This is a genomic window from Streptomyces sp. NPDC031426 (assembly GCF_055581585.1).
Genome location: NZ_JBVIJE010000008.1, coordinates 38,579 through 57,106, shown reverse-complemented (window position 1 = coordinate 57,106; position 18,528 = coordinate 38,579). Strand labels below are relative to the sequence as shown.

Here is an 18,528-nt window from a genome sequence, read left to right as displayed (position 1 = left end):
CCGCTCGGTACGGAAGGCCAACTATCCTGACCAGGTGAGTGGAACGGAAACCAAAGCCGCGGGGCGACCGCGCTCTGCCGAGAAGGACGCCGCCATCCTGCAGGCCGCCCTGGAACTGCTGGCGTCCCAGGGTTACACACGGATGAGCCTCAGCCAGGTCGCCGCCGCGGCGCAGGTCAGCAAGTCCACCATCCACCTGCGCTGGAAGACCAAGGCCGACCTCCTGACAGCGGCCCTCGCCGCCGTCCGCATGGCGGACGCTCCGCCTCCCGGCGGAGACCTCCGCACGAACCTGGTGTACATCCTCGAGGACTTCGCCGCCACCATCGAGCGGGTCAACGGCATGGCACTCATCGGCACCTGCCTCGCCGAAGAGGCCCACACCCCCGAACTCCTCGCCCTCCTGCGCGAACGCACCGTGCTCCCCCGCCGAACCCTTCTGCGAGAGGCCCTGGAGCAGGCGCAGCAGACCGGCCAGATCCGCGAGGACGCTGATCTCGAAGCGGCCGTGTCGGCACTGCTCGGCCCGTTCTACGCCGACTACATGGCCGGACGTGCCGGCCACCCGCAGTGGGCCGAGCAGGCCGTTGACCTGGTCCTCGCCGGAACGCGCGCCGGCAACTGACGGCATGACCGGGCCAGGCGCGGTGCCAGGTCCACGTCAGCACCGACCGTCCCACAGGCCACCCCGGGGCACCTGTGGTGACGAAGGAGACCCAGGCACCGTGCATGGCGTCGGCGATCTCCTGCGGGGGTGCGGACCCGATCAGCGGCGTGACAGTTGCAGGACGAGGTAGGGCAGGCACACCGCCAGGGTGACGGTGCTCATGGCCAAGCGCAGCGATCGGGCGGGGAAGCGGCGCGCCAGGGCGTCGGCGGCGGTGTAGCGGCCGGCTTTGCGCAGCGGCTCGGCGATGAGCAGCATCAGGACGGCGAGGCCGACCACTGTGCTGCAGGCCAGGAGGACGGCGTCGAAGCCGGACACGGCGATGAGGCCCGTAGTGCCCAGCACGGTGGCGGCGGAGGGATAGTCCACGGTGATGGCCAGGCCGTTCTGCCACGGCGTGAGGGTCTGGTTGGTGTAGAAGGTGGGCCGATGCCGGCGCATCACCGTGAGCAGCGGCGAGGGTTCCTTGGTCCCTTGGTCCTGCGCGGCCCTGTCCGCGGCGAGGGCCTGCTGGAAGACCTCGGACTCCTCGACCGACAGGCGCATCCAGAGGCCGACGGCAACCAGCAGCGCGGAGGCGAGGAAGGGGATGCGCCAGCCCCAGGCGAGGAAGGCGGCGGGAGCCTGGGTGTGGGCGCGGGAGGTCAGGGCACCGGCGGCCAGGACGAAGCCGAGCGCGGCGCCACCTTGGGGCCAGGAGGACCAATAGCCGCGCCGCTTGGCGTCGCCGCGCTCGGAGATCAGCAGGACGGCGCCGCCCCACTCGCCGCCCAGGGCGAAGCGATACCGCGCGAGAGCGCGGCGGTGGGGCCGCAGGGCGGGAGACGACGTTGCACTCCCGCCCTGCGGCAGTCGAGGAGGGCGGGGTCAGCCGCCCAGTGCGTGGACCATGGCAGTAATGGCCCTCATCTGGGGGCCACTCCTGACGGCGAAGTCGGAGCCGTCATAGCCCCACCAGTCCCAGCAGCCCTGGGGGTTGTAGGGCAGGGTGCTCGCGATGGCCTGGGGGTAGAGGACGACCAGGTTGTTGGTGTCGGCGTAGGTGTCGAGGTTGCCCCGCTCGGCGAACTCGTCGCCGAGCAGGTACTGGCCGGACAGACAGCCGTGCAGGGCCACGACCAGCTTGCAGGCCGCGCCCGCCGCGCAGGCGGGCGGGGTGTAGACCTGGCCCGTGACGTCCATGCCGTAACGGGGACCGTAGCCCCCGGGGACGTACGCGTTCTGGTTGAAGTGGGTCAACGTGCCTTGCGGTGCACCGGTGTTGGGGGCGTTGACGCCGCCGAGCCAGTGGGTGAGCATCTCGCCCTCGGGGTCGTCGCCGCAGTCGTTCATGAACGGCGCCGTGGTCAGCGGGCAGGCGACCGGGCCGTAGGGGGTGACCCAGGAGTGCCCGGCGCCGTCCCAGTCGTGGTAGCTGGTGCGGGCGCCGAAGTGCTGGTAGAACTCCACGCCGGCGTCGGACAGTTCGTCGTCGACCACGGGGTCGAGGGTGCCGTGGTAGGTGTAGACGGGCTTGTTCCGGAGGTCGGAGACCGGGTCGATCCTGCCCTGGTCGGCCCAGGTGACGGCCTGGTCTTCCAGGGTGGTGACGCCGATGCCCAGGTCGCAGGCCTCGAAGCCGATGACGGTGCCCTGGCCGCAGTAGTACGGTCCGGCGGCGATGATGCCGGCCCCCTGGAAGGTGGCGGAGTAGGCCACCTGGAGCTGTGTGGCCATGAAGCCGCCGGAGGAGACGCCGGTGACGTAGTCGCCGGTGATGTTCAGGTGGGGGAGCGGCGGTGTGGATGCCTGGGCGGGCGTGGTCGGGCCGATCGCGGTCAGAGCTGCGGCGGTGAACAGGACGGCCGCGGCTCTGACCGTCCTCGGTAGGGAGCGGTACCTCATTGAACACACTCCAGTCGGGGGTGGGTGGAGGCCGCGAGTGCGGCCGGGGAACAGGTCGTCCGCTGTTCCTCGTCCCGCGGCGCCCGGGCCCGGCGGGGGGCCCGGTGCGGGAGCCTGGGGCCGGGGTCAGTTCTCCGTGGCCGGTGTGGCGTCGTCGGCCGGGGGCTTGATCTCCCGCTTGAGGATCTTTCCGGTGGGGCCCTTGGGCAGGGCGTCGACGATCCAGACCTGCCGGGGGTACTTGTAGGCGGCGACGCGGTCCTTGACGAAGTCCCGCAACTCCTCGGAGGAGGCCGACGCCACCGGCCTGAGCCCCACCACGGCCGTGACCTCCTCGCCGTGGGTCACGTGCGGGATGCCGATCACCGCGGCCTCCGCGACGGCCGGGTGTTCATAGAGCACTTCCTCGATCTCTCGGGGATAGACGTTGTAGCCACCCCGAATGATCATGTCCTTCTTGCGGTCCACGATCCGGAAGTGCGAGATTGCCTCCGGGCTGGTCACGGCAGAGGGCTCCTTCGACGCAGCGGGACAGGACGGGCGGCAGCGCCCACCGAACGGGCACCAACCAATCGATTGGTTGCTTCCGTGTTTGCGAGACACCATCGGACCGCCGCCGTTCACGTGTCAACCAATCGATTGGTTGCAATTTCGCCTCGTGGTACGGCCTACCGGACTCGCCCATGCCCTTCGGCGCCCGGCCACGACCGGCGAGCACGTGGAGTGATCGTGTGACGGTTGCTTTGGCGGCATGACCGTCGTACCGTCTCACCACCGGGCAACCAATCGATTGGTTGCCATGGTGGCGGGACGTGGGGAGCAAGGACGTGCAGGATCCGGGTTGGGAGCCGCGGCGGCTGGCCGCCGTCTCCGTCGTGCTGCCGGAAGGCGTCACACCACCGGGCACCCGGGGCAAGATCCTGGAGGCCGGCCTGTCCGTGTTCGCCGAAGCCGGGTTCGCCGGGGGATCCATCCGGCAGATCGCCACCCTCGTCGGCATCAACTCCGCCACCCTGTACACGCATTACCCGTCCAAGGGGCATGTCCTGGCGGAACTGGTGCGGATCGGCCATCAGGAACTGCACTCCCGCCTCGCCGAGGCGCTCGCCGGGACCGAGGATCGGGCGCCCGCACAGCTTGCGGCCCTGGTCCGGGTGCAGGTGCTGGTCCATGCGGACTATCCGCTGCTGGCCGTGGTGACCAACGACGAACTGCACGGGCTCTCCCCTGAGCTCGCGGCTCCGGCACTGAAACTGCGGGCAGCGTGCCGCCAGATGCTGCTCGACGTACTGGAACGCGGAGTCAAGGACGGGGACTTCGCCCTGCCGGACATTCTCATGGCCGCCGGTGCAATCGGGGCGATGGGCCTGCGGGTGGCCTACTGGTTCGGCCCGGACCAGCCGTACACCCGCGAGCAGGTCGCCGACGCCTACGCGGAATTCGCCCTGCGCCTGGCCGGCGCACGCTGAACCGGCCAGGGCTCGAACCGGCGCGTGCACGACACCGCCGGCCAGCTCCAGGAGAAGTGATGCAACCGGTTGTCCACACCCGACAGGGCGCGGTACGAGGGCTGCTCGACGGCGGCGGGGTGGCCGCCTTCAAGGGCATCCCGTACGCCGCGCCGCCCTTCGGCGTGAACCGTTTCCGGCCACCGCGGCCGCCCGAGTCCTGGGCCGGGGTTCGCGACGCCTCCGGCTACGGCCCGACCGCCCCCAAAGCCCCCTACCCCGCCCCCTACGACCGCCTCGTCCCCGAGGTGGACATCCCTGGCGAGGACTGCCTCAACCTCAACGTCTGGACGCCCGACCCAGCCGGACAGCTGCCCGTCATGGTGTGGCTGCACGGCGGCGCCTTCGCCAACGGCTCCGGATCCGTCCCCGGGTACGACGGCGGCCGCTTCGCCCGCGACGGCATCGTCTGCGTGACCCTCAACTACCGACTGGGCGCTGACGGTTTCCTCCACCTGGGGGCAGGGGACGCCGCCAACCTGGGTCTGCTCGATCAGATCGCTGCCCTGCAGTGGGTGCGCGACAACATCCGCGCCTTCGGCGGTGATCCGGACCAGGTGACCCTCTTCGGCGAGTCTGCGGGCGCCATGAGCATCGGGGCCCTGCTGGCCATGAGGACCGCCGCCGGCCTGTTCCGGCGCGCGGTGTTGCAGAGCGGCGCCGCGCACCACACCCTCACCCCGTCGACCGCCCGGCTGATCGGCCGTCGCCTCGCCGACATGCTCGGCGTCGCGGCAACCCGCGAGGCCCTCGCCGCCGTGCCCCTGAACCGCCTGGTCCTGGCCCAGCAGCAGCTGCGCGCGGACATCTCGGCCCACCCCGACCCGGCGCGTTGGGGCGAGGTGGCCCGCAACCTGATGCCCTTCGAGCCGGTCGTCGACGGGGTCACCCTGACCCGGCCGGCGATCGACGCCATCACCGACGGAGCCGCCGGCGAGACAGACCTGCTGATCGGTAGCAACAGCGACGAATTCCGCCTGTTCCTGGTGCCGAACGACGTCAGCGGCCAGGTCACCGAACCACTGCTTCAACAGGCTGCGGACGGCTACGGACTCGACGCGCAGAACGCGATCCGCACGTATCGCGAGCACCGCCCGGACGCCACGCCCGGAGAGCTGCTGGCCGCAATCGCGACGGACTGGTTCTACCGGATACCCGCTATCCGCCTCGCCGAGGCCCAGGTCGCGCACCGACCGGACGGCGTGTTCCTGTACGAGTTCGCGTGGCAGCCCCCGACCTTCGACGGACGGCTCGGCGCCTGCCACGCCGCCGAACTCCCCTTCGTCTTCGACAACCTGCACGACAAGGCCTTCACGCCCCTCATCGGCACCGAGCCCCCGCAGCAACTCGCCGACGCCATGCACGCGGCCTGGGTCTCGTTCGCCACCACTGGCGATCCCGGCTGGCCCGCGTACGACGAGGAGCTGCGCACCACCATGCAGTTCGGCCTTCCCCCGCGGATACAGCACGACCCCCGGTCCTGGTCGCGCACCCTGTGGGACGGACGCCGCTGAGCCGAGGCCCGGGCACCATGCTGGCCATGGCGTTCTTGCCACGGCGGCCAGGCCTCCACCGGAGTGCTGGGTTCACATCCCGCCACCCGACCGGCGCCGGGAAACCTGACGCTCCGAGCTGATCCCGCACGGGCCGAGGGGCATTCGGTGCGGCCGGAATTCGGCGCTACAGTTCCGGCACATGCATCAGCCCAGGAAGCTCAGCCGCACCTGACGGTTCGCATTGTCCTTGTTCGTATCGACCAGGCAGACCGACTGCCAGGTGCCCAACTCCAGGTGGCCGGCGATCACCGGGAGGGTCGCGTGGGGCGGGACGATGGCCGGGAGGACGTGGTCGCGGCCGTGGCCGGGGCTGCCATGGCGGTGCTGCCAGCGGTCGTCGGCGGGGAGCAGGGTATGCAGGGCGGCGAGGAGGTCGTCGTCGCTGCCGGCACCCGTCTCGATGATGGCGATTCCGGCGGTGGCGTGCGGGACGAAAATACTGAGCAGACCGTCGCGGCCGGCCGCCGCCTCACGCAGGAAGTCCTCGCAGTCGGCGGTGAGGTCGACGACGCGTTCCCGAGAGCCGGTGGAAACGTGCAGCATTCGGGTGGTGAAGGCATATGGCATGCCCCCATCCTGGCCCATACGCAGGGTTTCGCACCCAGGGGCACAAGGGGGTCCAGAGACAGACGGTCCACAGAACCAGACGCCGTTGACCGTGGCGCGGCCATCTCGCTGCGTTCTGCTGCGCGTTGCGTTCAGCCCTGCTCACCACGCACGGTCATATCGACCTGCTGCGGGTGGCCTCCGCCGCGTGTCGCCGCGGCCGCTGACGCCCTACCCCGCTTCTTTCTTCCCTTGGTCTCCGCTGCTTTTCCCTCGGGCTCCGCTGCCCGGCCGGTGACCCGCCGTTCAGGCGGGCCTGACGTATCCGGCGTACGAGCCGAGTCCTGAGTTCCGATGCTGTGGAATCACGACCCACAGCCGGTGCAGGCCCTCAATCGGAATGCCCCATTCCGGCGTGACGACCTGTGCGTCTCTGGGCTGTCTCATGCAGGGGACACGGGTTCTGTCTCACGATCTTGTCCCTTACAGCCGTCGCCGTTTCCCGCTTCCAGGCCACCCACGAAACACGCAAGGTAAGAAGATCCTCGACCAAGCCCGGGTAGCCGAGGTCGGGTACGCGGGTGCCGTTACCCCTAGGCCGCGAGTCTGAGCAGTACCACGATCCAGACCCGGCAACTCCTCGTCGGACGTAGTCCCGACCGCATGCCCGAACTGCCAGGCGCCCAGCGACGCGGTCCGGCCGCCTACGCCGACGCCGCAGACATGCGCAGGGCGCTCGAGGGCGCGTCGACCCTCATCCTGGCCTCCGGACACCGTACGGGTCGCCGGCTGGAAGAACACGCCACCGCGGTCGAGGCCGCGATCGCGGTCGGCGTGGGCCGGGTCCTGTATGTGCCCCTCGTCAGCGCGGCGCCCACCGCCACCTACCTCAACGCCCGTGACCAGTGGCTGACCGAACAGTTCCTGGCAGAGACCGGGATCCGCCACACAGTGCTCCGGGCGGGCTTCTACGCGGCGACGCCTGCCGCCCTCGCCAACGAGGAACTTGTCGTAAGCGGCCCTGCGCCGACAGGCCGGGCCGCCTTCGTCACCCACGAGGACATCGCCGACGTGATCACGGCCGTCGCCATCGAGGACGGTCCCCGCTCCGAGCACGACGGCGCGACCCTGGAGATCACCGGGCCCGAGGCCCTGACTCTCGACGAAGCTGTCACCCGGATCGCCGCAGCCACCGGTCGGCCCTACCGCTACGAACCCGAGACCCTCGAGGAAGCCTTCGCACGGCGATGGCGACTGGGCATGAGCGGGGAACAGATCGAGACCTGGATCTCGTGGTATCAGGCGATCGAGCGGGGCGAGGTTTCCGTGGTCACCGACGTGGTTCCTCGACTCACCGGCTCACCGGCTCACCGACGACCCCGATCTCGAACGCAGCCTGGTGGCCCGCGCCGAACACCGCCCGGGGTACCGCTGAGTTGAGGCGGAAGCGAAGCCAAGCCCTGTGTGGTGAGGCGGTCGTTGGGCTGTGCATGGAGCGCGGTGAGTTGGGTTGTGCCGGACGGTCTATTGAGGATCGCAAAGCCGCTGATCCCGCGGTCGAAGGTGCGGCCTCAGGGTGGCGGGACGCACGAGAATCGACGGTGCCGCGAAGTGCTCACGCAGGTGGTCGGCGGCGCGCACGAGATCGTCGGAGCTGAACCTGCTGCCGGCGAAGTCGCCCCGGGCTCCCCGATGCCGGCGAGATTCGCATTGAGGACCGCGATTCCGTGTCCGGCCAGCTCCCGGCGGATCCGGGCGACCGCCAACCATCCCTGCCGCACGTATAAAGCAGGGGCGAATACGGCGTACGCCCAAGGCGTCCCCTCAGGAAGGCCCAGGCGAGCCTCGGGAGCGCTGTCCATCAGTGCGTGCAGGCATGCTGCAGTACGAGAACAAGGCTGACACCGAGGACGAGTGCGATCACTCCCAGGACCATCACTTTCGTCTGATCGCTCATCTGCGGCCGTTCATTCGTGCGGAGGGCTCGTTCCTACCGGCGACTCGAAGTCCTTGACGGCCCGGACAGCGAGCCGGCCGTCGCCCGCACTGCAGGCCCGCAAGAGCTGCCGGACACACCCGACATCCGCGCGGGCGAGGGGAACGTGGCTACTGGTTTTCTGCCTGGTCAGAATGGCACGGCAAGGAACTGAGGCGCATCACATGATCTGGTGATCGGTCCGACCGTTCCCTCCCCTGTCGCGAGTAACGGCGAGTGCGGCCGCTTTCCCGGCGGACACGCCCACCCCCCGCCCAATCAGGTGTGGTTGCGGGGACGGGAGCCACCGGCTGGAACCACGGCGGGCACGGCGGAGTCAGGAGTGAGGGCTACCGCCACCACGGGAAGCCCTCGGACGGGCACTGCGGCCGCTACGCCTACGACCGCTGACCGCTTCTACCCCTGGGTCTGGGACCAGCTCACGGAGCTCGGACACGTCAACTGACCCAGGGTGTCCGTCAACGCGAACTCCCCGCACCAGCATCACAGCCCGAGCAACCGGTAGCGCCAAAAGCCGCCCAGCCCTCCACCCCTCGCCGTCGAACGCATCCAGCGCATATCTGCCACACCAACACCTGCCCCGTCGGCCTCGCCACCCAGGGCCCGCGCCGCGCCAGCGCATCGAACGTCCACGAAACATCGGCTCGAGTCCACCGCTTCCAGTCCGCCACGGCGCAAGATCATCGCTTCGCCGGCCGCATGTGAACCCGCTGATTGTGCCAGCGCACGCTGCGCCGGCGTGTAGACCTGGTCACTGCCCAGTCCCATGCGGAGCAGAGGGAGTCTCATCGTGACCAGAACCACGCCCCCGTCATTGACGGCTGGAGGAGCGCCACCAGCTTGCGGTGAGGCCGCAAGCTCCTCATCCACGCCTACCGCGTGCTGCGCGAACTCGACGCGGCACACCAGGGAGAAAGCCCAGCTCACGACTTGATGACCCTCGGCACACGGACTTGACGACTAATTAGCGAGAGCATCACCCTGCGTCATTAGATCTGTCGCCATGCCCACAAGGAGCTCCACGCCAGGAGTGCTGACTGCGCAAGGACCGCTCACTAGATTATGCGATGCACAGCGAACACTGATGGTGTTGGTATTTAGTTCCTGATAGAAGCCGGGGGTGTTTTGCACGATGAGCGGTATTGACAGTGCCCTGAGCTCTACGCCAGCCGAGTCCCAACCTTCCTCGTCTTGCCACACGCGCATCCCGGAGTGCCCCACCACCGATCTCGACTCTCCGAAGTATGAGCCAGGCCAAACATTCACAGACGGACTGGAGCCCTGGCTTTCAGCATGGCTGGCAGTCGGCCAGGAGAATCACTGACATGAAATGCCATTCACCCATCCCCTCGTTGAAGCTGATGAGCCGACAATGATTGACACCGCCATCTGGTTGATCGGATTCCGCTACCACGTTGCCCCCGATCGTATAATTCGGTGCTTCTACCTGGTCGACAACGCCAGGGACCAGCAACAGGCTCGGCGGATCGCCGCCGAACGGGCAGAGACACCCGCCGAACGTGGACGACGCAAGCACCTCATACTTGACCAGGCTTGGACCGAAATACGGTGCCTGCACTGTGACTCCATCGGCAGATGGAAATTCGAGCTCGCGGAGGATTCCCGCTGAACGTCGTCCGCCACGGCCCAGCATGGCAGCGCCAAACCGGGCATGGCGTAGTAGCGGTGAGTCAGTCAGAGCTGGGGAGCGTAGCGAGGGTCTGGCATAGGTGGGACGGTCTTGGACGGGCTGTCCCACCAACGTGTGTCCGCGCCGCATCCAGTGACAGCGGCGGGCGCGTACTTGGTGGCGACACCGCCATCCGGACCAGTTCACCGTGTGGTCGCGGCATGCAGGAGGGTGGCGGACTTCAGCTGCCAGCAGACGACGGATTTCAGCTGGTGTGAGGTCCACGAGGTCGGGTGCGTCGGCCGGGTCACCCCATTTTCTCACTTCTCGACGGCCCTCACCGTGAGGAACGCGTGGGCGAGCATGGTGAGCGTGATGTGCCGGCACCATCCCACGCAGCGGCGGACCTCGTGCTTCTACGACAGTGGCCGCCAGCGGGGTGCAGGCGAGGTAGTACGCGATTTCGTCGGGCTTGCTCATGCTGCGGCGGCCCAGCATCCGCCGCTGCCAGGTCGGCTCGTCGCCGTCGAACTCCCACACTGCGGGCAAGCGGGCGGCTGCCCAGTCGTAGAACCGTTCGCCCTTGGCTCCCGCACCCGCCGACAGATGCTGCCATGCCTCGGGCGGGGCCTGGGCGAGGACGTGGTCGATGCGCGGGCCGTGCACGGGCCGCGACTTGGGCACGGCGAAGAGCGGCGGGGTGCCGGCGTCGATGGCGCACCCCGCCCGCTCACCTCGACGAGACCAGTCAAGCGGCGAAACGATCAGGATCGGCGGCCTTCCAGTCCACCGCCCAGGACTCCGGCGGCTCGATCAGCAACTGCCCCGGGTCCAGCCATTCATAGAGCTCCGCGTAGGAGCGGACCGTGACCGGATCCACGCGCCGGCGCAGCATGTGCGGGCGCAGCTCGGCCGGTCCGTTCACGCCCAGCGAGGCGATGATCTTCAGGGAGCTGTTCACCGTGGCGGACTGGAAGCGCTGGACCCGGACCGACTTGTCGTCGACGTGCAACGCGCGGGCGCGGCGCGGGTCTTGTGTGGCGACTCCGGCGGGGCAGGTGTTGGTGTGGCAGCTCTGCGCCTGGATGCAGCCGATCGCGAACATCATGGCGCGAGCCGCATTGGTGAAGTCGGCGCCCTGCACCATGCGCTTGACGATGTCGGCTCCGGTGGCCACCTTGCCGCTGGCGCCGATCCTGATCCGGTCCCGCAGGCCGGCGCCGACCAGAGCGTTGTGGACCGTGATGAGGCCCTCGGTGAGGGGGCTGCCCAGATGGTCGGCGAACTCCAGCGGGGCGGCTCCGGTGCCGCCCTCCGCTCCGTCGACGATGATGAAATCGGGCGCGGTGCCCTCCTCGATCATGGCCTTGCACACCGCCAGGAACTCACGCCGGGAGCCCACGCAGAGCTTGAAGCCGACGGGCTTGCCCCCGGACAGCTCGCGCATCTCGGCGATGAACCGGATCAGTTCCCGTGGGGTACTGAAAACCTCGTGGTACGGGGGCGAGATGACGGTCCGCCCCTCGGGGACTTCGCGTACCCGGGCTATCTCGGCGGTGACCTTCTCCCCGGGCAGCACTCCTCCGATGCCGGGTTTGGCTCCCTGGGACAGCTTCAGCGACACGCACTTCACGCTGTCGTGAGCAGCCTTTTCCGCGAACCGCGCCCGGTCGAAACGGCCGTCCTCGGTGCGGCAGCCGAAGTATCCGGTACCGATCTCCCACACCAGGTCGCCACCGTGCCGCAGATGGTATTCCGACAGGCCGCCCTCACCCGTGTCGTGTGCGAAGCCCCCGAGGGCGGCGCCCTGGTTCAGGGCGAGGATGGCGTTGGCGGACAGCGAGCCGAAACTCATCGCCGAGACATTGAACAGGGCCATGTCGTAGGGCTTGGTGCAGTCCGGACCACCGATGCGGACCCTCGGCTGCTCCGCCGGCACCGGGCGTGGCCTCATCGACGACTCGAAGTACTCGTAGCCTTCGGCATAGACGTTCCGTTCGGTCCCGAACGCTTGCTCCGCTTCCAAGCCCTTGGCGCGCTGATAGACGAGACTGCGCACATCCCGGTCGTAGGGACGGCCGTCGTAATTGCGCTCAATGAAATACTGCTGCAACTCCGGCCGGATCGACTCCAGCATGAAGCGCACATGTCCCAGCACAGGGTAGTTGCGCAGCACCGAGTGGCGCTTTTGGAGGAGATCGTAGGTACCCACGCCCGCCAACGCCGCGCACAGCACGGCGGCTGGCCACCACCAGGGAGATACGGTCGCCGCGAAGGATCCGAATGCGACTGCGAGGACTCCAATAAATGCGATCGATGCAATTCTAATCACGTGCGAAACCTACTCCTGTCCCAGTAGCGTCACAATGTCTGCATGATGCGATATACGGCACATTCGGCGCACGGAAGTCCTATCGGCTCGGGGTATGCGAATTCCGTCACGCCGGCCCGGCCTGGACCGAACCGCGCGCGTAACGGCCGGCCCATGCGGCCAGCAGCGTCGCGACATAGCGGGCGTCGGCACGATCGGTGAGCAGATGGTCGGCGCCATCGATCGCGACAAAGGACTTGGGGTGCCGTGCTGCGTCGAGGATCCGCTGGGCGTTCTCCACACCTACCGTCTCGTCGATCGGCGAGTGCAGCACCAGGAGCGCGTGACGCAGTCGGCGGATGCGCTCGGCCTGAGGCTGCGCGGAGATGTCGTCGAGGAACTCCCGACGGATGTGGAATACGCGGCCTCCGAGACTCACCTCGGCCTCCCCGTTCCGCTCGATCTCCTCCCGCCTGCCGCCGAAAGCGTGCACGACGTGCTCCGGCTCCGCAGGCGCACCGATCGTGGCCACCGCCGCCGTCTCGGGTATCCGGTGCGCGGCGGCCAGCACGGCTGCGCCGCCCAGCGAATGCCCGATGAGGAGCGACGGTGCCGTGAAGTTCTCACGCAAGTGGTCGGCGGCGCGCACGAGATCGTCCACATCGGAGCTGAATGTACTGTCGGCGAGGTCACCCCCGGACTCACCGATGCCGGTGAAGTCCACACTGAGGACCGCGATTCCGCGTTCGGCCAACGCCCGGCAGATCCGAGCGGCCGCCAACCAGTCCTTGCCGCATGTGAAGCAGGGGGCGAATACGGCGTACGCCCAAGGCGTCCCCTCCGGCAGATCCAGGCGCGCCACGAGCGGGACGCCCTGCGAGCCTACGAACTCGATTTTGCTACTGCGCCTGGACATCCCGGCCCTCCACGCCCCCGACCCCGATCTGGTTTCGTGTGCCACTTTTCTTCGGCAGACGACCGCCGAGTCAAGAAAACTCGAGCGGTATCAGCTCTCTGGCCAGAGTGGACCGGAAAGGAACTGAGAACATCACACAATCTAGCGATTCATATGACTACCAAGTCTCGACTCAAGCTCGCAATACATACCTGCGGCACGGCCCCACCTGGGCGGCAGTCAATCACCAGATCATGCGATGCACTACGCACCTTCCTGATCGAAACTGTCCGCGTTGGCAGTTTCTACTCTCCGGAAACCAGGGAGTGATTGTTTTGCGCACCAAGAACAAGGTCGTACGGCGTATAGCGACCACCGCCGCCGCTCTGGCATTCGCCGGAGGCACCCTCCTCGTCGCCGGGGGTTCCGCGAACGCGGCTGCTCTTCCGGCCGACGCGCGCGTCCCTGCGCGAGCGGGTGCGGTGGCCGAGACGGGAACCGTCGGTGGGCACCACGACGGACATCGCGCACACGTCTGGGACTGTTCCAGTTACGACCGCTTCTACCCGTGGATCTGGGAGCAGCTGAAGACGTTCGGGTTGGCACGCCCGTAGTGGGTGACACCGGCATCGCCCGCGGCCCGAGAGGTTCGGTGGCACACCGCGGGAATATCCGGAACGACGTATACGGCTGTGCCCATGTGGAATCCGGGAAACCTGCCGGTGTCGGAGGAAGTGCGCGAGGACGGACCGCAAGTGACCAAGGAACATACCGGCCACCGAGGCCTCGCGCCGGACCGCCGCAGGAGGCACACCGCTGAGCTGCTCGCCACGTGCGCCGCCTGTCTCATACCCTGGACCGTGATGCTGGGGCTGACGCTGCCGTCGTCCCACCACGTGCACGAGTGGCGCCTGACCTGGGTCGGATTCGACGTGCTGCTCATCATGGCGTTGGCGTCCACGGCGTTCCTGGCCTGGCGGCGCAGCCGTTCGGTCATTCTGTACGCGCACGCCACAGCAGTCCTGCTGATCTGCGACACCTGGTTCGACATCTCGCTCGATGTCGGAACTGAGGACGTCTGGATGGCGGGGGGCCTTGCCCTGGCCACCGAACTGCCGCTCGCCGCCTTCCTCATCCACCGGGCACACTCCCTGATCGCCCTGCTGCCATGGCCGCCCGCGCACACCGCCATCGGCGACACCGCCGGGAGCCGGACGGAACCGGTCCCGGAGGGGGAGACCCTCCCCCCGGGCCTGCGGACGCGTGGATGACCGGAGGGGTTCCGGAGCTCAGATGCCTGGCAGTGGATCAGACGGTCGTGACCACTTGGGCGTACGTCAGGCGTGGGGAGCGCGGGAACCAGGCATTCTCGCCCGGCCTGCCGATGTTGACGACGGCGAGAACCGAATGCTCGCCGTCGCTGAAGAACTCCTTGTCGATGCCCTCGGCGTCGAACCCGGTCATCGGTCCCGCGGCCAGGCCGGCGGCGCGGACGCCGATGATGAAGTAGCCGACCTGGAGGAGCGCATTGAGCCTTGCGGAACGCTCACGCACCGCACGCTCGGCGAAGAGATCCCTTGCCTGCGGGAAGTGGGGGAACTGGCTCGGCAGTTCCTCGTGGAACTCATTGTCCGCGGCGAGGACGGCGACGAGAGGGGCGGCCGCGGTCTTCTTACGGTTTCCCTCGGACAGGTGTCCGGTCAGGCGTTCACGCGCCTCGGCGGAACGAACCAGCACGATCCGCAGCGGCTGCTGGTTCATGCTGGTGGGACCGTACTTGACCAGTTCGTAGATGGCCTTCACCTGGTCGTCCGTCACCGGGTCGTCGGTGAAGGTGTTGGCGGTACGAGCCTCCCGGAACAGAAGGTCCTGGGCTGCGGGGTCGAGTGCGAGTGACATGGTGAACCTCTTACTGCGTGTGCGGCTTTGGCATCTAGGTGATTCGGCGAACTGAGAAACAGAGGAACTGGGCGCTGACAGCAAGCAGATAGACAGCCGTCGTGGTCGTCCCGACGAGCCCCCACAGGAGGGGACCGGAACAGCACCATGCGAGCAACAGGCTGACCAGCGCAGCGAGAGCCGCCATGGGCAGATGGAAGGCGCCCCATATCCACGTGCCGGCCGGGGCGGACCTCTCCGGCTTCATGGGGGAGCCGCCGTACGCGACGGCACCCAGCCCGACGAAGGCGAGCGTCGCACCGGCGAGGAGTGCCAGGACTTCGGCCGTCCCTGGGGCGCCCCGATCGGACGACGTCACGGCGGTGGCGGTCCACAGCGCCAGGGTGTATCCGTGCGGGGCCGCGCTCGCGGCCACAGCTGCACGGAGCTGGCCGCGGTATCCGCGTCCGGTGACCGCGCCGGTGCCGACCGACCCGGGCCGCGGTTGACCATCCGTCCGCGACACGGGGGGAAGTCCTCCCACGCCGGTACTCCTTCTCGAGCGCCTGGTACGCGGCCCGGTCTGCGCCAGGGGAACGACCCGGTCGGTCTCCGGGCTCAGCCGTCCGCATGTGATCGGATCGCTGACGGCACCGTGCCTGTGGCGCCGTCGCGGCCAGGATCACCCGTACGTCAGCCGCCTGCATCGCCCATTCACGGGATCCTCGCCGCCGCGCCCCGCCGCCGCAGGCGTCACTCAGTCCGCCCCGTCGGCGATGCCGCCCCGTTCGATCGCCAGCCGGGTCAGTTCGACTCGTGTGTTGATGCCGAGCTTGGTGAAGATGTGCTTCATATGCGTGTTGACGGTGTGCACGGACACGTAGAGCTGGTCGGCGATGGCCCGGTTGGTGAGGCCCTCCACGACGAGCGGGATGAGCTTCCGCTCGGATTCGGTCAGGCTCTCCCATCCCGCTGCGCCGGTCGTGTGGTGCCGTGGGGCAGCTGTGCGCACGCCGAACTGTCTGAGGCGCCGCATGATCCGTTCGTGATCGCGCAGGGCTCCGCATGCCGACGCCAGCTCACCCGCCTCTTCGAAATACGGGATCGCCGACGTGCTGTCGCCCGACGCGGCCACGCGGTCCCCGAGGTCCTCGCAGACCGCGGCCAGGGCCAGCCGCCTGCCGGTACTCCGGTAACCGGTGACGGCGGACGCCAGTGCGCCCCGGTCGTGGTGGAGCAGGCCGTCCACATGGGCACGGACCGTCCCGACGATCTGCTGGCCGCCGTCCTGTGCGGCCAGGGTGCGCAATGCGCCGGACACGGCCTGCGCGAGCGAGGGGTCCTCGCCGCGGAGCGCCATGCGCACGATCCCGGGCCAGTGGGACGGCGGCACCGCAAGCAGGCGTGCCGGCTCGGCGTCCGTGAAGCTGCCGCCCATCGCCGCTGCCGCTGCGGTGTCCCGGCCCTCCGCGTCGGCCAGGCAGGCGCGTGCGAGCGACACCCACAGGCCGAACCGCTGGGTGCTCGTGCCGGATCCGGCTTCGGCGGCGCGGAGATGGTCCCTGGCTTTGGCGAGGTCACCGCGTCTGATCTCCACCAATGCCAGGACGGAGCGGGCCTGCGGATTCGGCTGGGTGATCTCGAGTTCGTCGGCCACCATCAGACTGGACTCGGCCTCCACGGCCGCGTCGTCCAGCGCCCCCTGTTCGAACAGCGCGCAGGCACGGCTCGCATGCCAGTGGGGAAGCGACCAGCCCAGGCCCAGCGTCTCCGCTTCGCGCTGCCCCTCCCGCAGCACCCGCTCGGTGTCCGCGAGCCGGTCGGTGGCGGTCAGCACCGTGGCCAGCCACAGCGCGGGAATCCGCGGAGGCCGCAGGTAGAGTACGCCGGACTCCGTGCCGGCGGCGCGTGCCGTGGCCTCCTCGGCGAGCTCAAGGGCGCGGGCCAGGCGCCCACGGTAGAAGAACGTCTGCGACTGGAACACCATGGCGCTGACGACGACGGCCGGGTCCTCGCTGCGGTAGGAGGCCTCGACCAGTCCGATGTCGGTCTGCTCGGCAGCGGTGATGTCCCCGAGGTACACGTGGCCCGTCGCCTTGGTCTTCAGCAGCCTGATGCGCAGGTCAGTCGGCAGCCCGGGAAGGACCAGAGCCTGCTGGAGGTGTGTCATCGCTGCGGCATCGTCGCCCGCGGCCTGGTGGATCTCGGCAGCCACCAGGCGCAGACGCGCCTCCTGCACCGGCTCCAGCCGGTCCGACAGGGTCGCGTCGACCAGGTCGAGCGCCTGGTGCACCCGGCGGGTCCGGCCGAGGTACTCCGCGGCGTCGGTCAGCAGGGCGATGCGCCGCCGGTCGTGCAGGGGCAGCAGTCCGGCGATCTGCTGGGCCAGGTCCGCAGCCGCGTCAGGGGCCGACGAGGACAGTTCCCGTACCGCGGTGGTCAATGTGGTTACGGCGTCGTCGTCGACCGGGCCGCCCGACAGGACGACGTGCCAGGCCACCTCGGCCGATCGTGCCCCGATGCCCCGCAGAATGTCGGCGGCCTCCCGGTGCAGAGCGGTCCGCACGGCCGGCGCCAGATTCTCGTGGACGGCCTGCCGCATGAGGTCGTGGCGGAACGCCAGTCGCGGCCCGTCGCCGGAGAGCAGACCGGCGTTCAGGGCCGCCTCGACGCCCGACAGCAGGCTGCCGACCTGCCTGCCGAGCATGCGGGCGGCCGTACCGAGGTCGAACTCCCGGCCGAGGACGGACCCGATCTGGAGGAGGCGCACGGCATCCTCCGGGAGCCGGTCCAGACGCGCGGCGACGCTCCGCCGGAAACCGACGGGGATGCCGTCGTGCAGCAGGCTCGCCACGCCCGCCTCCACTTTGACGGCGTCCGTGTCGACGAAGGCGCGCACCAGTTCGATCGCCAGGAACGGATTGCCCGCGACGCCCCCCAGGAGCCGGGCCAGCGCGGGTGACGGTTTCGCCCCGAGGACGTCGGCCGCGATGTGCTGCAGCTCCTGCTGCGGCAGGGGGCCGAGGGTCAGCCACCGGGCTCCGAGGTGTTCGAGGTCCTCCCGCACCCTGGCGACGGTCGGCCGCTCGGTCTCCGACCGTACCGCCAGCACCCACAGGATCCGCGAAGCCGCCAGTCGCCGGGGCAGGGTGCGGAGCAACAGGAGCGTGGCCGGATCCGCCCACTGCGCATCGTCCACCAGCACGGCCACCGGGGCGCGCTGGGCACGGTCCTCCAGAGCGTCCGTGATCCTGTCCAGCAGCCACAGCCGCTGATCGTCGGTGGCCGCGGCCGCTCGTTCGGAACCGTCGGAGAACTGCAGGGCGGACTGCAGGGCGGCTCCGGCGGCGTACTGGTCGAGTTCGTCGGCCCGTACGGACACCACGTCGAACCCGGACCGCCGTGCCATCTCGTCCAGCTCCGCGAGCAGCCGGCTCTTGCCGACGCCGGGTGCGCCTTCCACGACGACGCAGGCACCCCGCCCGGCACGCACCGCGTCCAGGGCCTCACGGACAGCCGCCATTTCGCGGCCCCGTCCCCTGAGGCGCAGGCCGTTCACGGCCCGGTGCCCACGCCCACCGGGCCGGTCGCCCACGGGGTCTGTGCTGCGCATGGGGCCAGCATGCCGCACGGCCACATCGCCCTCAACGCCGGTTC

16 protein-coding genes and 3 pseudogenes are annotated in these 18,528 nt (G+C 68.9%); 8 read left to right on the top strand and 11 right to left on the bottom strand.

All coding sequences use genetic code 11. From position 1 onward, the window contains the following. The first annotated feature begins 34 nt into the window (after positions 1-34). On the top strand, positions 35-625 hold the full coding sequence (locus ACZ5NH_RS18020) for a TetR/AcrR family transcriptional regulator (RefSeq protein ID WP_468776309.1): 591 nt from the start codon (positions 35-37) through the stop codon (positions 623-625). Between the two features lie 141 nt (positions 626-766). On the opposite strand, the gene ACZ5NH_RS18015 is transcribed toward ACZ5NH_RS18020, so the two are convergent. The 3 genes and pseudogenes from ACZ5NH_RS18015 to ACZ5NH_RS18005 form a co-directional block, all read right to left on the bottom strand. Next, entirely contained in the window at positions 767-1,441 is a 675-nt protein-coding gene (locus ACZ5NH_RS18015) for a sodium:solute symporter family transporter (protein WP_468776924.1), read from the bottom strand. Positions 1,442-1,534: 93 nt separating this feature from the next. Continuing rightward, positions 1,535-2,551 carry an extracellular catalytic domain type 2 short-chain-length polyhydroxyalkanoate depolymerase gene (locus tag ACZ5NH_RS18010; RefSeq protein WP_468776307.1) on the bottom strand — a complete coding sequence of 339 codons (1,017 nt, stop codon included), beginning with the start codon at positions 2,549-2,551 and terminating at the stop codon, positions 1,535-1,537. 126 nt (positions 2,552-2,677) lie between these two features. Beyond that, a pseudogene (locus tag ACZ5NH_RS18005) lies at positions 2,678-3,022 on the bottom strand (AMP-binding enzyme); the annotation flags it as partial. Between the two features lie 341 nt (positions 3,023-3,363). Here ACZ5NH_RS18005 and ACZ5NH_RS18000 point away from each other — a divergent pair. After that, positions 3,364-4,020, top strand: coding sequence for a TetR/AcrR family transcriptional regulator (locus ACZ5NH_RS18000; RefSeq protein ID WP_468776305.1), 657 nt, complete (start codon positions 3,364-3,366; stop codon positions 4,018-4,020). Positions 4,021-4,079: 59 nt separating this feature from the next. Then, on the top strand, positions 4,080-5,573 hold the full coding sequence (locus tag ACZ5NH_RS17995; RefSeq protein ID WP_468776303.1) for a carboxylesterase/lipase family protein: 1,494 nt from the start codon (positions 4,080-4,082) through the stop codon (positions 5,571-5,573). A 186-nt stretch (positions 5,574-5,759) separates the two neighbouring features. Here the strand turns inward: ACZ5NH_RS17995 and ACZ5NH_RS17990 are convergent, their stop codons facing one another. Further along, the gene (locus ACZ5NH_RS17990; protein WP_468776301.1) at positions 5,760-6,182 is read right to left on the bottom strand and encodes a secondary thiamine-phosphate synthase enzyme YjbQ; all 423 of its coding nucleotides are present in this window, start codon (positions 6,180-6,182) and stop codon (positions 5,760-5,762) included. A 642-nt stretch (positions 6,183-6,824) separates the two neighbouring features. On the opposite strand from ACZ5NH_RS17990, the gene ACZ5NH_RS17985 reads away from it, so the two are divergent. From ACZ5NH_RS17985 to ACZ5NH_RS17975, 3 genes and pseudogenes are all read left to right on the top strand, one after another. Beyond that, positions 6,825-7,601, top strand: a complete 777-nt coding sequence (locus tag ACZ5NH_RS17985) for an NmrA family NAD(P)-binding protein (RefSeq protein ID WP_468776299.1) — start codon at positions 6,825-6,827, stop codon at positions 7,599-7,601. Positions 7,602-7,661: 60 nt separating this feature from the next. Next, positions 7,662-7,754 (top strand): annotated as a pseudogene (locus tag ACZ5NH_RS17980) (IS5/IS1182 family transposase); the annotation flags it as partial. Positions 7,755-8,559: 805 nt separating this feature from the next. Next, positions 8,560-8,862 carry a glutamate synthase-related protein gene (locus tag ACZ5NH_RS17975; RefSeq protein ID WP_468776922.1) on the top strand — a complete coding sequence of 101 codons (303 nt, stop codon included), beginning with the start codon at positions 8,560-8,562 and terminating at the stop codon, positions 8,860-8,862. Positions 8,863-9,445: 583 nt separating this feature from the next. Here the strand turns inward: ACZ5NH_RS17975 and ACZ5NH_RS17970 are convergent. The 4 genes and pseudogenes from ACZ5NH_RS17970 to ACZ5NH_RS17955 form a co-directional block, all read right to left on the bottom strand. Further along, entirely contained in the window at positions 9,446-9,736 is a 291-nt protein-coding gene (locus tag ACZ5NH_RS17970) for a hypothetical protein (protein ID WP_468776297.1), read from the bottom strand. A 254-nt stretch (positions 9,737-9,990) separates the two neighbouring features. Further along, a pseudogene (locus tag ACZ5NH_RS17965) lies at positions 9,991-10,498 on the bottom strand (IS701 family transposase); the annotation flags it as partial. A gap of 37 nt (positions 10,499-10,535) precedes the next feature. After that, the gene (locus tag ACZ5NH_RS17960) at positions 10,536-12,119 is read right to left on the bottom strand and encodes an FMN-binding glutamate synthase family protein (RefSeq protein WP_451554264.1); all 1,584 of its coding nucleotides are present in this window, start codon (positions 12,117-12,119) and stop codon (positions 10,536-10,538) included. Positions 12,120-12,225: 106 nt separating this feature from the next. Further along, a complete protein-coding gene (locus ACZ5NH_RS17955) occupies positions 12,226-13,014 on the bottom strand; it encodes an alpha/beta hydrolase family protein (RefSeq protein ID WP_468776294.1) in 789 nt (262 codons plus the stop codon). A gap of 314 nt (positions 13,015-13,328) precedes the next feature. On the opposite strand from ACZ5NH_RS17955, the gene ACZ5NH_RS17950 reads away from it, so the two are divergent. Both ACZ5NH_RS17950 and ACZ5NH_RS17945 read left to right on the top strand, forming a co-directional pair. After that, positions 13,329-13,607, top strand: coding sequence for a hypothetical protein (locus ACZ5NH_RS17950; RefSeq protein ID WP_468776292.1), 279 nt, complete (start codon positions 13,329-13,331; stop codon positions 13,605-13,607). 141 nt (positions 13,608-13,748) lie between these two features. Then, on the top strand, positions 13,749-14,264 hold the full coding sequence (locus tag ACZ5NH_RS17945) for a hypothetical protein (protein ID WP_468776290.1): 516 nt from the start codon (positions 13,749-13,751) through the stop codon (positions 14,262-14,264). Positions 14,265-14,301: 37 nt separating this feature from the next. On the opposite strand, the gene ACZ5NH_RS17940 is transcribed toward ACZ5NH_RS17945, so the two are convergent. The 3 genes from ACZ5NH_RS17940 to ACZ5NH_RS17930 all read right to left on the bottom strand — a co-directional run bounded on the left by ACZ5NH_RS17940 (position 14,302) and on the right by ACZ5NH_RS17930 (position 18,484). Further along, positions 14,302-14,892 carry a malonic semialdehyde reductase gene (locus ACZ5NH_RS17940; RefSeq protein ID WP_468776288.1) on the bottom strand — a complete coding sequence of 197 codons (591 nt, stop codon included), beginning with the start codon at positions 14,890-14,892 and terminating at the stop codon, positions 14,302-14,304. Between the two features lie 34 nt (positions 14,893-14,926). Continuing rightward, positions 14,927-15,415: a hypothetical protein gene (locus ACZ5NH_RS17935; RefSeq protein ID WP_468776287.1), complete on the bottom strand. Its 489-nt coding sequence runs from the start codon at positions 15,413-15,415 to the stop codon at positions 14,927-14,929. A 213-nt stretch (positions 15,416-15,628) separates the two neighbouring features. Then, the gene (locus ACZ5NH_RS17930) at positions 15,629-18,484 is read right to left on the bottom strand and encodes a helix-turn-helix transcriptional regulator (protein WP_468776285.1); all 2,856 of its coding nucleotides are present in this window, start codon (positions 18,482-18,484) and stop codon (positions 15,629-15,631) included. Positions 18,485-18,528: the final 44 nt, after the last annotated feature.

Bases quoted from the DNA above. Each gene is read 5' to 3' on its own strand.
- ACZ5NH_RS17940 (WP_468776288.1), bottom strand. From the start codon at position 14,892: ATGTCACTCGCACTCGACCCCGCAGCCCAGGACCTTCTGTTCCGGGAG.
- ACZ5NH_RS17995 (WP_468776303.1), top strand. From the start codon at position 4,080: ATGCAACCGGTTGTCCACACCCGACAGGGCGCGGTACGAGGGCTGCTC.
- ACZ5NH_RS18010 (WP_468776307.1), bottom strand. From the start codon at position 2,551: ATGAGGTACCGCTCCCTACCGAGGACGGTCAGAGCCGCGGCCGTCCTG.
- ACZ5NH_RS17930 (WP_468776285.1), bottom strand. From the start codon at position 18,484: ATGCGCAGCACAGACCCCGTGGGCGACCGGCCCGGTGGGCGTGGGCAC.
- ACZ5NH_RS17955 (WP_468776294.1), bottom strand. From the start codon at position 13,014: ATGTCCAGGCGCAGTAGCAAAATCGAGTTCGTAGGCTCGCAGGGCGTC.
- ACZ5NH_RS17990 (WP_468776301.1), bottom strand. From the start codon at position 6,182: ATGCCATATGCCTTCACCACCCGAATGCTGCACGTTTCCACCGGCTCT.
- ACZ5NH_RS17985 (WP_468776299.1), top strand. From the start codon at position 6,825: ATGCCCGAACTGCCAGGCGCCCAGCGACGCGGTCCGGCCGCCTACGCC.